At 73.0% G+C, this 11846-nt stretch carries 12 protein-coding genes; all 12 read left to right on the top strand.

The window, feature by feature from the left end; all coding sequences use genetic code 11:
- Positions 1 to 130 precede the first annotated feature (130 nt).
- The 12 genes from ACFRQN_RS16455 (at position 131) to ACFRQN_RS16400 (ending at position 11733) form a co-directional block, all read left to right on the top strand.
- Positions 131 to 1300 (top strand): C40 family peptidase, encoded by a 1170-nt coding sequence (locus ACFRQN_RS16455; RefSeq protein ID WP_074003034.1) that lies wholly within the window; start codon positions 131 to 133, stop codon positions 1298 to 1300.
- A gap of 80 nt (positions 1301 to 1380) precedes the next feature.
- Positions 1381 to 1689, top strand: a complete 309-nt coding sequence (locus tag ACFRQN_RS16450; RefSeq protein ID WP_063346628.1) for a DUF6112 family protein — start codon at positions 1381 to 1383, stop codon at positions 1687 to 1689.
- Positions 1689 to 2375, top strand: a complete 687-nt coding sequence (locus tag ACFRQN_RS16445) for a hypothetical protein (protein ID WP_074003035.1) — start codon at positions 1689 to 1691, stop codon at positions 2373 to 2375. Before ACFRQN_RS16450 ends, ACFRQN_RS16445 begins: the two co-directional genes overlap by 1 nt.
- A 36-nt stretch (positions 2376 to 2411) precedes the next feature.
- A complete protein-coding gene (locus ACFRQN_RS16440) occupies positions 2412 to 3872 on the top strand; it encodes an ATP-binding protein (protein WP_074003283.1) in 1461 nt (486 codons plus the stop codon).
- Between the two features lie 138 nt (positions 3873 to 4010).
- Positions 4011 to 5483 carry an SCO6880 family protein gene (locus tag ACFRQN_RS16435; RefSeq protein ID WP_380740961.1) on the top strand — a complete coding sequence of 491 codons (1473 nt, stop codon included), beginning with the start codon at positions 4011 to 4013 and terminating at the stop codon, positions 5481 to 5483.
- 34 nt (positions 5484 to 5517) lie between these two features.
- Positions 5518 to 5967: a DUF6238 family protein gene (locus ACFRQN_RS16430; protein WP_074003037.1), complete on the top strand. Its 450-nt coding sequence runs from the start codon at positions 5518 to 5520 to the stop codon at positions 5965 to 5967.
- Positions 5968 to 5985: 18 nt separating this feature from the next.
- Positions 5986 to 7491 carry an ATP-binding protein gene (locus tag ACFRQN_RS16425; protein WP_074003284.1) on the top strand — a complete coding sequence of 502 codons (1506 nt, stop codon included), beginning with the start codon at positions 5986 to 5988 and terminating at the stop codon, positions 7489 to 7491.
- Between the two features lie 32 nt (positions 7492 to 7523).
- Complete coding sequence (locus ACFRQN_RS16420) at positions 7524 to 8801, top strand: hypothetical protein (protein WP_074003038.1); 1278 nt, start codon at positions 7524 to 7526, stop codon at positions 8799 to 8801.
- A 100-nt stretch (positions 8802 to 8901) separates the two neighbouring features.
- The gene (locus ACFRQN_RS16415; RefSeq protein WP_079272239.1) at positions 8902 to 10008 is read left to right on the top strand and encodes a hypothetical protein; all 1107 of its coding nucleotides are present in this window, start codon (positions 8902 to 8904) and stop codon (positions 10006 to 10008) included.
- Positions 10009 to 10104: 96 nt separating this feature from the next.
- Complete coding sequence (locus tag ACFRQN_RS16410; RefSeq protein WP_074003039.1) at positions 10105 to 10857, top strand: hypothetical protein; 753 nt, start codon at positions 10105 to 10107, stop codon at positions 10855 to 10857.
- A 108-nt stretch (positions 10858 to 10965) separates the two neighbouring features.
- Positions 10966 to 11202: a hypothetical protein gene (locus ACFRQN_RS16405; protein ID WP_074003040.1), complete on the top strand. Its 237-nt coding sequence runs from the start codon at positions 10966 to 10968 to the stop codon at positions 11200 to 11202.
- Between the two features lie 33 nt (positions 11203 to 11235).
- Positions 11236 to 11733, top strand: coding sequence for a hypothetical protein (locus ACFRQN_RS16400; protein ID WP_074003041.1), 498 nt, complete (start codon positions 11236 to 11238; stop codon positions 11731 to 11733).
- The last annotated feature ends 113 nt before the right edge of the window (positions 11734 to 11846 follow it).

Here is an 11846-nt window from a genome sequence, read left to right as displayed (position 1 = left end):
CGAGGAGCCGGCACCGCGCTCTCCTACGAACCCCGCAAGGAGCCGCTGCGATGCAGCATGCCCTGGCACACCCATGCCCTCATCCGCCTCCGCCGTTGGCCCGGTTCCGGTTCGGTGATCGGCGGGCACCGTGAAGAAGGCGGTCAGCGCACTCGTCGGGGCCGTCGCCTGCGGCCCGCTGATGCTGGCCCTGCCGGTGGTGATCGCCGGCGCGGGCAACGCCTCGGCGACGTCCGCCTCGTGTCCGCCCGGCGGCGGTCCGCAGGGTGTGGACAGCTCGGCCGTCGCGGCGCAGGTCGAGGCGATCCTGAAGGGTTCCAGTCCGCTCAGCGCCCCGAGCGTGGCGGGGCTGAGCAAGCCCGACGAGCAGATCCCCAACGCGAAGACCATCCAGGCCACCGGTGTCGCCCTGCACATCCCGATCCGGGGGCAGGTCGTCGCGCTGGCAACGGCGATGCAGGAGAGCGAGCTTCGCAACATCCGCTACGGCGACCGGGACTCGCTGGGCCTGTTCCAGCAGCGGCCCTCGCAGGGCTGGGGCACGCCGGAGCAGATCATGCAGCCGGTGTACGCCTCGACGAAGTTCTACGCGGCACTGCAGGAGGTCAACGGTTGGGAGTCGATGACCGTCACCCAGGCCGCCCAGGCAGTGCAGCGCTCCGGCTTCCCCAACGCCTACGCGAAGTGGCAGCCCTTGGCGGAGGCCCTGCAGAAGGCCATCGCCCCGCTGCTCTCCCCCGCCACCGGCACCTCGCCCACCCCAGCGCCGACGCCGACGACGGGCAGCACCCCAAGCCCGACGCCCAGCAGTGGGGGCTGCGGTACACCGACGGCAGGTGGTGACGGCACCGACTTCGGGACGATCCCGCCCGGCTCGCTGCCGGCCGGATACAACATCCCGACGGACGCGCCTCAGCCGGTACAGACCGCGATCCGCTGGGCGCTCGGACAGTTGGGCACCCCGTACCAGTGGGGCGGCACGTGCGCGAACTCGCACGGCGCGGACCCGATGGGCAGGTGTGACTGCTCCTCCCTGATGCAGGTGGCCTACCGAACCGGCGGGGTCTCACTGGAGCGGACCACCTACGACCAGGTCAAGCAGGGCACCGCCGTCTCGGCGGACGCGCTCAAGCCCGGTGACCTGCTGTTCACCCGGGGCACCGCGGCCGTGCCGGAGCACGTCGGGATGTTCATCGGCTCGGGGCTGATCGTGCACGCCCCGAAGACCGGCGACGTGGTCAAGATCTCGACTCTCGCCTCGTGGCGGGCGGAGATCCTCGCGGCCCGCCGGGTCGTCTGACCCGCACTCTCCTCCCCTCCCTCTTCTCCCCTTTTCTCCGGGCTGCCTTGGCATGCCTTGATTCGAACTGGAGTTCAATCTTGTATCTCGCGGACGCCGTCGTACAGCTCGCCTACGACCCCGGAATCACCCCCAACGAGGGTGGCCTGCCCGGCCTTTCGGTCCTCAAGCAGGTGATGGGCTCGCTGAACTTGTTCGGCATCATCGCGGTCGTCGGCGCCCTGGCCGTGAGCGCCGGTGTGTGGGCCTGGGGCCACCACAGCGGCGGTCACCAGGCCGAGGCCAACGGCAAGAAGGGCGTGCTCGTCAGCGCCGGCGCCGCCCTCCTGCTGGGCGCCGCGAACGGCGTGGTGAGCTTCTTCTCGACGCTCGGAAGTCAGGTCAAGTAATGCAGAAACGTTCATTCAATGCCGCCCGCGGTGGTCTTTCCAGCGGCGCGCTGGTGCGCCGCCGGGTGCTGTTGGGCACGGCCGTCCTGGTGGTGCTCGTCGTCTGCTCCGGGATCCTGGCCTACGTCACCCGGGACGGCCGGAGCTCCCCCGAACATGCTGCTGCGGCCAGCTCGCCCGCGCCAGGCCCGTCGGGTTCGGTTTCGCCGGGCGCGCGCTCGGCCGCGCTGCCCGGGCCGCCGTCGACGCACGATCCGATCGCGTTCGCGAAGGCGGCGGCGGTGGCGCTGTGGTCGTACGACACCCGCTCGTCCTCCCAGCCCGAGCTGGTGGCCTCCCTTCACCGGTGGCTGACCGACGAGGGCCAGTACGCCGACGCGGACTCGGTCGACCGGCTGGTCCCGTCGCCCCTGCTCTGGGGGCGGATGGCCGACTCCGGGCAGTTCGCCTCGGCGACCGCGGCGGAGGCGCACTTCCCGGAGTCGTTCACCCGGGCGCTGCAGGCGGATCCGGGGGCGATCTCGCAGGCGTACGTCTACGCCGTGACGGTCTCCGGGAAGCAGTCGATCTCCTGGAACGGTGCCCCGGCCGGCGGCGCCGAGGACCGCTCGGCCACTCTCGCCGTCCAGTGCCGTCCTGACCGCCCGTGTGCTCTGGCCGGTGTGCTGCCGGCCGTGGCGCCCTGAGCCCGGGAGGTACTCGTGGACATCTGCAACCTCCCGATGATCGCCCAGGTCTGCACCGTCGTCGACGGCATGAACTTCGTCAGCGACCCGGGCAAGAGCATCACCGACGGCATCGGCGCGTGGATCGCCAAGTCGATGGGTGAGCTGGCGGCCAGCGCCGTCGACCTGTGCGCGAAGGCGGTCGACGAGACCACCGCGATCGACCTGTCAGCGCCGTGGTTCAGGGACAACTACCAGCTGATCCTGCCAATCGGGCTGATCCTGACCGTGGGCACCTTCTGCGCGCAGCTGATCCTGGCCGCCTGGCGCCGGGACGAGCGAGCGCTGGCCAAGGCGGCGTGGGGCACGATGACCGGTGTCCTGTTCGCCTTCGGGGCGATCAGCTTCACCGCGGTAGCAGTGACGACGGTCGACGCCTTGTCGGCCGGGTTGTTCCAAGCGGCGCACACCAGCGTGGCCGACGCCGTCAGGCGCATGATCAAGGTCACCCAGTTCGGCGCCATGTTCCCGCTCGGCTGGGCGATTCCCGCCCTGGTCGCGGTCGGCAGCGCGATCGGGGCGTTCCTCTACTGGTGCGTGATGGTCGCGCGCAAGGTCGGCGTCCTGGTGCTGGTGGCGCTCGCGGCGTTCGCGGGTGCCGGCGGCGGCTGGGAGGTCGCCAAGCGCTGGCGGCGCGGCTGGATCGAGGCCACCGCCACCCTGATCGTCAGCAAGCTGCTGATGACGGTGGTATTCCTCGTCGGCGTCTCCGCGCTCGGCAAGACGGACGCCAAGGACGGGATCGCCGCGCTGTCCGACGCCCTGGCCGGCGTCGTGATCATGGTCATGGTGCTGCTGTGCCCGTACGCCGTCTACAAGTTCGTCCACTGGGCGACGGACGGCGGTGGCCACGACGACGTGCACCGCACCGGCATGGCCGGGATGGCGACCGTGGCCGGGGCGGCGAAGACCGCCGGTTCCCTGGCCATGCAGTCCGGCATGGGGATGCCGGCGCCACAGGGACCGCCCCAGGTTCCCGGGGTCGGCGGCGGCGGTGCTGCCTCCGGCATCGACCCGACCGGCCGGATCAGCGCGGACGGCATCGACGCCGGCCCCGCGCAGCAGCCGACGAAGTTCCGCTTCGGCGAGGACCCGAACGCCGGCGGCGACCGCGGCCGCGCCCTGGTCACCCGGCCCGGCATCCCGTCGCTGATTACCCGGGCGTCCGCCGGAGGCGGCGCCGAGCGGTCGAAGTCCGACGGCGGCGAGGCAGCCCCGGCCCCGGCCGCCCCGCGTGTCCAGGGTGCCAACCTGGCAGACTCCGTCGCTCCGTCTGCTGTCGGGAGTTCTCCGGCTTCCGGTACGGCCTCGGCCCCGAGCGTTCCCGCTCCTCCGGCACCGGTCGGCCCCGCCGTTCCCCCGCTGCCGGCACCGGCTGCTGGTAGTCCGGGCCCGGCTGGAGGCCCGGATCCGGGACGCTTCGTCTACCCGAACCGGACCGCCGAGCCCGGGTCCTGACCAGTATCCTCCTTCCCCGGGGTGGGCGGCCCAGCGCCGCCCGCCCCGGGCCCACCATCCCCGAAGGAGCCCCGCGATGACGTCCAGAAGAGCGCCGCGCCCCCGCCCGCCGCCCGCACGCGCCTCCCTGGAACCCCGATGTCCTCCACTCCGAAGTCCGACGCCACCCCCGCGTCCGTCAAGTTCCCCCACCGCTCCAAGCGCGGCATCCTGCTCGGCCTCAGCGCCCCGCAGCTGGTCGCCTCCGCCGCCACCGGCCTGCTGCTGCTCGCCGTCCTCACCACCCGCGGCGTCACCGGCGCCCTCCAGCTCATACCTGTCTGGGCCACGGTCGCCGCCGCCGTGTTCGTCCGCTACCGCGGTCGCACCCTCGCCGACTGGGCGCCGGTCGCCGCCCGCTACGCGCTGCGCCGCCTGCGGGGGCAGCTGCTCTGGCTCGCCCGCCCCTCCTCCCGGCCGGTGCGCGAGGGCCTGCTGCACCTTCCCGGCAGCGCGGCCAGCCTGCGTGTGGTCACCGCCCCTGACCGCCGGTACGGCGCCGTCCACGATCCGCACGCCGGCACCCTCACCGCGATCGTCAAGGTGAGCAGCCGCGCCTACGCCCTGCTCGACCCCGGCACCCAGAACGCCAACGTCACCGGCTGGGGCCGCGCGCTGGCGGCCCTCGCCCGTACCGGCCAGGTCGCCCGCGTCCAGGTCATCGAGCGCACCGTCCCCGACTCGGGCGACGCGCTGCGCCGCTACTGGGAGGAGCACGGCCGCCCCGACGCCCCGCTGGCCGGCGCCCTCTACGGCGAGCTGATCCAGAACGCCGGTCCGGCCGCAGCCCCGCACGAGGCCTACGTCGCCATCGCTCTCGACTTCAAGGGCGCCCGGCGGCTCATCTCCCAGGCCGGCGGCGGCCTCACCGGTGCCTTCGCCGTCCTCGCCCAGCTGACGAGCTCGTTCGAGCAGTCCGCCCGCACCGCCGGCCTCAACCCGACCGGCTGGCTTTCCACCGCCGAGATCGCCGCCGTCGCCCGCACCGCCTACGACCCCAAGTCCCGCGCCGCCCTCGACCGCTGGTCCGAGGACGGACGCCCCGGCGCAGCCCCGGCCGCCGCCGGACCGGTGGTCGTGGTGGAGAAGGCCGACCACATCTCGACCGACTCCGCCCACCACGCCACCTACTGGGTGGAAAACTGGCCGCGCACCGAGGTCAACCCCGGGTTCCTGCACCAGGTGCTGTTCGCCTCCGGGGTGCGCCGCACCGTCTCCCTGTCCTACGAGCCGCAGGACCTCGACTCGGCGATGCGCGACGTGCGCCGCAAGAAGGCCTCCGTCATCGCCGACTCCGCCGAGCGTGCCCGCAAGGGCCAGGTCTCCAGCGAGGCCGACTCGGTGGAGTACCAGGACATACAGAACCGAGAGCGACAGCTGATCGCCGGCCACGCCGACGTCGCCCTCACCGGGCTGCTGACCGTCTCGGCCGACACCGAGGACGAACTGCGCTCCGCCTGCGCCGTGGTGGAGACCGCCGCGGTGGGCGCCCAGCTCGACCTGCGCCCGCTCACCTGGCAGCAGGGCGAGGCGTTCACAGCCTCCGCTCTGCCGTTCGCTCTCGCCGCCTGACGCCGGCCCTCCCACCTTCCGAAAGAGCACCCCGATGCCGGCCACCACCCCTGTCGTGCAGGACTTCGTCCCGTACGCGACCGCCGCGATCGACTTCCACCGCGCGCTCAACATCCCCACCGGCCCGCTGGTCGCCTCCCGCGCCGAACTCGACTCCCTGCACGAGCACCTGGTCGCCCTGCACGCCCTGCTCGACGCACACGCCCAGCGCACCAGCCCGCTGCTGCCCGGGGAGGGCGACCATCTCAAGGCCGCCCGCACCCGCCTGTGGCAGGCCGCCGACCACCTCCACGCCGCGTACCACAGCGCGCCCCGGCCCGGCACCGGCGAAGTCCCTGCTCCCGAGGCGTGTCGCACCCGCCGGCCCGAGGGCGCGCCCGAACTGACCATCTGCCGCCGCCACCAGCAGACCGCCCACCTGGTGCGCCGCCGCGCCACCCCCGCCGACCTGCACTCCCCGTTCACCGGCCTCGTCCGCCACTGACTTCCGAAACCCGTGATCATGTCCAGGAACCGCGCCACCGCCTCCCCGCTCTTCGTCCCCCGCAAGACCACCCGCGCCCAGCAGCGCGCCGCCCGCGCCGAGTTCGCCGAGGCCCGCACCAAGGCCCGCTCCGCCCAAGCCCCCGCCCGACGCCGCGAACACGAGGGGCCCGACCCCGACCTGCGACCCACCTACCCCGCCTCCGGGCGCCCGGGTCCCGCCTCCGCCCGCGGCGGCAAGCTCCGCCTACCCAAGCACCGCCTGACCACCGCCGTCGCCGGCGGCGCCTACCCCTTCCTGGCGGAGGCCGGCCTCGGCGCCGAGGGCACCTTCATCGGCCGCGACCTCCACGCCGAAGGCTCCTTCTGCTTCGACCCCTTCGCGCTCTACAACTCCGGTCGAATAGAAGGGTTCACGAACCCGAACGCGATCCTGTGCGGCGTCATCGGCATGGGCAAGAGCGCGCTCGCCAAGTCCATCGCCACCCGCTCCATCGCCCACGGCTACAAGATCTACGTACCGAGCGATCCGAAGGGCGAGTGGACCGGGCTGGCCCAGGCCCTCGGCGGGCAGACCATCGCCCTCGGCCCCGGCCTCCCCGGACGGTTGAACCCTCTGGACGCGCCGGAGCGGCCCGCGGAGGTGAGCGAGGAGGACTGGAGCACCGAGGTCCGCAAGCGCCGTCTGCTCCTGCTGGCGAGCCTCGCGGCCACCGTGCTCAAGCGCGATCTACTGCCGATGGAGCACACCGGCCTCGACGTCGCCCTGGACCTGGTCGTCGCCGATGCCGAAGCTGCCGGCACGGTGCCGCTGCTCGGCGACATCGCCCACGTCCTCGGCCGTCCCGAGCGCCTCGACGCCGCCCTCGGCAACCAGGGAGGCGGCCTCGGCCACGCGACCGACGACCTCGCGCACGCCCTGCGCCGCCTGGTCCACGGCGACCTGAGCGGCATGTTCGACGCCCCGTCCACCGTCACGTTCGACCCGAACGCGCCGATGCTCTCCATCGACCTTTCCCGTCTGGGCAGCAGCGGCGACGACACCGCCCTCGTCCTCGCGATGACCTGCGCGAGCGCCTGGATGGAGGCCGCTCTCACCGACCCCGCCGGCGGCAGGAGGTGGGTGGTCTACGACGAGGCGTGGCGGATCATGCGCCACGTCGGCCTGTTGGAGCGCATGCAGCAGCAGTGGAAGCTCTCTCGCGGGCTGGGAATCGCAAACCTGCTGATCCTGCACCGCCTGTCCGACCTGCTGTCCGCGGGCGACGCCGGATCGCGCGGTCGCGTCCTCGCCGAGGGCCTCCTGGCCGACTGCTCAACCCGGATCATCTACCGCCAGGAACCCGACCAGATCCCCGCCGCCATAGCCCTGCTCGGCCTCACCGGCGTCGAAGCCCAAGCCATCGCCGCCCTCACCCGCGGCCGCGGCCTGTGGAAGGTCGCCGCCCTCTCCTTCATCGTTCAGCACCTCCTCCACCCCATGGAAAAGCAGCTGTACGACACCGACTTCCGCATGGCCGCCTGACCGCCCCGGCCCTCCGAGAATCCTTAACTCACATGCCCAGCACCGACATCGAGTCCTACCTCGACCACTCCCACCTCACGGCAGCCGACTTCACGGCGTTCGAGCAGCTGCTCGCCGCCCAACGCGACCGCCGCCCGTACACCGATTCCGACTGGCACCTTGTACTCAGCTCCAGCGGCCGAGGCGGCGACGGGCGGTGGGAGTCCACCTACGCGCTGTTCCGCCCGGGCGGTGCCTTCGGCACCCCGACGCCCGACGACGAGACGTACGTGCGGGTGTACTTCGACGAGAACGGCCGAGCCCTGCCCGACCAGCCCCACCGCCCCGCGCCCGTCCCTCCGTTCGCCGCAGAGCTGGTCGAGCACCTGCCCGGCTGGACCGTCCAGCCCAACCCGCTCGCCCCCGGCCGGGACCTCGCCGAACTCCGCCGCCAGGCCTGGGGCTGGGGACGGCTTCCTTGGAACACCGTCTCCGCTCCGCACACCGCCTTCACCCTCACCGGCCCGAACGGTGAACGCCTCCTCGCTGTGCGGACCGGCGTGGACGCCCCGCTCCTCGTCGGCGCTGCCCGGCCCGACAACGTGCCCGCCTACGACCCCAGGGCAGTGCACCTGCCCACGCCCGTCGCCTTCCCCGCCGGCGCACCGCCGGCCGCCGTGGCGGCCGAGCTCACCACCACCCTGGGGCCGCGCTGCCAGCAGGCCGCCTGGAAGGCCCGCGCGAGCGCCGCCACCCACGCCGTCGAGGCCCTGCGCCGTCTGAGCACCGCCTACATCCCGGCCCCCGGCGACCCCTGGGGCCACGGCGAGATCGGCTCCTTCGACTCCCAGGAGGGCCGCAACCGCGCCGCCTGGCCGTACACCGAGACGCTCATCGACCAGGGCCCGTACCTCGTGGCCGGCATCCGTTCCGCAGCGACGATCGAGGACCACCTCGACCCCGCCATCGGCCCCGACCTGCGACAGCTCCACGTCACCGAGACCGCGCTCGACAGGCTCCGAGAGGTCCGGGACGGCTGGCGCGCCGACATGGCCGCGATCACCGGAGACCGCGCCGCCGCCGAGCGAGCGCGGGACCGCGCCGAGGACCTGCGCAATCAGGAGGCGTGGCAGTGTGCCGCGCCGCTCACGAACGGCCCGCTTCCCGCGCTGGCAGCACACGTCGCACCAAGGATCGGTTCGCCCGAGCCGAACCGCGAACAGCAGGTCAAGGCCGCACTCGCGCGCACCGGCCCGGTTCACGGCCCCAGCACTGCGGCGGCAACGTCACCGGTCCCGCCGACGCCGGGTGCACTCCGGTGCGCGCGGTGAGCGTCTAGCACGGCTTCGCAGCCGGACCAACTCCCCGGTCTTCGGCATCATCAGCTCCCCGCCCCGCTGCGGCCCGTCCGCGCACCCGCAGGAGCACGCCATGCAACCCGACCAGCTGACCGTCCTGTTCGCCGAGAACGGCTTCGGCGTCACCGCCCACGTCTACGGCCCGGACACCCCGCCCGGCCGCGACACCACCGGTCCTGGCCGGCACTACGCCCACGTCACCCGACCCCTCGCGCAGCGGGGCCTTGAGACCGGGGTCGACTTCGGAGCGGACGACCATGTCGTCGTCGCGCAGCTGCACGACGGCACCTTCCTGTCGATCTCACCCCCGCCGGACGGCGGACGCCCCGAAGTCCCCGGTTTCCCGGACGCGTGGCTCGTGAGCCGGTACGCCCCGGGCAACGCCGAGCTGCCCGAAGTCCTCTACGACAGCAGGCCTGGCGGGCCCGACGCCCGCAAGCGGGGGAACGTGCCCGAGCTTCTCGCCGCCGTCGACGAGTACCTCGACGGCCTGGGCGTGCCGTCCCGCCAACAGGTCCAGGCCGTACGTGCCGGCGCCGAGTCCGCCCTCCACCGCGCCGGGTTCATCCCCGTCGTCCGTGTCCACGAGACCCATCACCGGCTTCCCGTCGCCATGGTCGACCCCGGCGAGCGCCGGAGCGCCGTGACGCGGGCCGTCGACCACCTGCGCGCCGCGGGCTACCGCTTCACCTGCCCGGCGGACCTGATCGACCACAGCCTTTCGCCGACGCTGCCCCCGTCCCGGTCGCTGGCCCAGGTCGGCGAGGCCGTCTCGGCAGCCGGGCACACCCGCGAGGTGGCCGACGCGCTGAGCGAACTGACCGCTCCCGGCGACGGCGTCCTCGACCAGGTCGTCGGCGTGCTCCACGAAAGCGCCTCCTGGTGGGAGGGCCTGGGCGGCGCTTCCGATCCGCACTACGCCGCCCGTCTGCGCCACATCGCGGACATGGCGGACGGCTACGTGCGGGAGATCCGGGCGATGCGCGGCGACCTCGCCGATCGGCACGCCGCTCACCCCAGCCGCGCCCGGCCCGCACCCCGGGTCCCGGCCCGCCTCGACACCCGGGTGCTCGCCGCCGTCGCCACCTCCCCCACCGCCGTACGCACCCTCACTGGTCACCCGGCCGAAGCCGTCCTCGCCGCACCGGCCGCCGTCCGCTCCGCGGGTCCGCGCCGCTGAACCCCTGCCCGGGAAGGACAACCGCCGTGCCCCGCCGCCGCAGACCGCGTTCCGCCCACCGCTCCCACCGTCCGACCACCAAAGCGGAGCCCCACCGTGTCTGCCGCCGAACCCACCCAGCTTCCCCACGTCGCCATCGGGCACCACCCGAACCACGGCATCGTCGCCTCCCTGCCCACCCAGTCCCCGGCCGCCCAGTGGATGCTGGAGCGCCTCGACTTCGAGCGCCTCCCCGGCCACCCCACCCTCTACACACTCACCGACCAGCACCTCCAAGCCCCCGAACGCGCAGCGTGGGCTGCCAAGCTCCTCACCGACGCCGGCTATCGCGTCGACACCGACATGGCCCTGGCCTCCGAGAACACCGGTCGGCAGAAACGGGCACAGGAACGGACGGCCGCCGCCGAACCGACGCCCAGCCACCAACCGGACACCGGTCCGGACGTCGCCTTCGCCGAGCATCCGACGCTGGGCATCGTGGCCGCCGTCAACGACCACCTGCCCTTCAATCCGGGCATCTTCCTGGACACCGACGGCTGGCGCCACCACCGGGACCTGGACGTCTACTTCCCGCCGACCGGCACCCGGGCGGAGTCGCTCGACATCGTGGCGCACACCGTCACGGGACTGCGACGCGGCAACTTCCAGGTCGCCCTGGAGCCCCGGCTCGCCGAGGACGTCGCCGCGCACCGCGCCGAGGTCCGGCAGGCGTTCACCACGCACAAGTTCCGCGTCGACGAGGCCGCGCTCAAGGGCCCCACCCACCAGCCCGCTCCTGCCGCCGCAGTCGGCACCAGCAGGCCCCCCGCGGCCGTCGACCCCCGCATCGCCTTCGCCCGTACGCGCTGACCAACCCCGCACCCCCTCCGACGACACCCAGTTCCTCCACCGCCCCAGCACCCCCCGCTCCCGCGCCTCTCCCAGGAGCCGGACGTAGCCTTCGCCGTCCACCCCAAGTTGGGCATAGTCGCCGCTCTCCGCGACCACCTGCCCCGCGAGCCGGCCGAACTCCTCACCGAAGCGGGATGGCTCCACCTGGCGAACCTCGACATCCTCCGAGCGCCCGGCGACGGCCTCGACGCCGTCACCGAGGCGACCATCCGCCTCCAGCGGGGCCGGTACACCGTCGCCGTCGAGCCCGCCCTCGCGGACACCGTCCTCACCTGTGCCACCACCGGTGACCACCACCGCTGACCAACCAGCACCACGAACAAGGGACAGACGAGCATGGCAGTGAAAAAGGTCTGGACGATCACCCACGCGTGCGGGCACGAGGCCGAACGCGACCTCGGCGCCCGCCCGGCCGACCGGCGAGCCGGCTTCGCCGAGTGGCTGGCCAGGCAGGACTGCACCGACTGCTGGCGCGCCGCCCAAGGCGACGACGAGACGGGCAAGGCCGAGTGGCTGGAGGCCAAACGCGCCGCCGAGCAGGCTGAGTCGGAAGCCTGGTCCCAGCAGTACCGGATGCCACCACTGGAGGGCACCGACCGCGGCATCGCCTGGGGCATCCGGTGCCGCCACCAGGTCCTCACCGCCGCCTACACCGCCCTCGTCCTCGACGGGAGCATGCCGGAGCCGCAGTGGGAGCAGATCGAGGACCAGGCCCGCACGATCACCCGCGCCGGCTGGTGGATCGACCAGCGCGCCTCCGAGCCCGCCGATCTGCCCGAGCTGCTCGACGCGGCGCTGGACACCGACCGGCCGACCGAGAACCCCTTCGTGTGAACCCCCGGTGCCCTGCCCCTGCGGGCCGGGGCCCCCACCAACCCGGGTCGTATAAACAAAACCGAGCCCACCAGACACAAAAACAACGAGGATTGCGGGGTGTGGGGGTAAAA

The sequence above is a fragment of the Kitasatospora sp. NPDC056800 genome, assembly GCF_042789775.1.
In the GTDB taxonomy this organism is placed as follows: Bacteria; Actinomycetota; Actinomycetes; order Streptomycetales; family Streptomycetaceae; genus Kitasatospora.
Note: the sequence above shows the minus strand (reverse complement) of the source record. Positions and strands in the feature narration are given on the sequence as shown.

What these genes read in the sequence shown, in the direction of transcription:
- ACFRQN_RS16445 (WP_074003035.1), top strand. Translation starts at nt 1,689, where the DNA reads ATGCAGAAACGTTCATTCAATGCCGCCCGCGGTGGTCTTTCCAGCGGC.
- ACFRQN_RS16440 (WP_074003283.1), top strand. Translation starts at nt 2,412, where the DNA reads ATGATCGCCCAGGTCTGCACCGTCGTCGACGGCATGAACTTCGTCAGC.
- ACFRQN_RS16435 (WP_380740961.1), top strand. Translation starts at nt 4,011, where the DNA reads ATGTCCTCCACTCCGAAGTCCGACGCCACCCCCGCGTCCGTCAAGTTC.
- ACFRQN_RS16430 (WP_074003037.1), top strand. Translation starts at nt 5,518, where the DNA reads ATGCCGGCCACCACCCCTGTCGTGCAGGACTTCGTCCCGTACGCGACC.
- ACFRQN_RS16425 (WP_074003284.1), top strand. Translation starts at nt 5,986, where the DNA reads ATGTCCAGGAACCGCGCCACCGCCTCCCCGCTCTTCGTCCCCCGCAAG.
- ACFRQN_RS16420 (WP_074003038.1), top strand. Translation starts at nt 7,524, where the DNA reads ATGCCCAGCACCGACATCGAGTCCTACCTCGACCACTCCCACCTCACG.
- ACFRQN_RS16415 (WP_079272239.1), top strand. Translation starts at nt 8,902, where the DNA reads ATGCAACCCGACCAGCTGACCGTCCTGTTCGCCGAGAACGGCTTCGGC.
- ACFRQN_RS16400 (WP_074003041.1), top strand. Translation starts at nt 11,236, where the DNA reads ATGGCAGTGAAAAAGGTCTGGACGATCACCCACGCGTGCGGGCACGAG.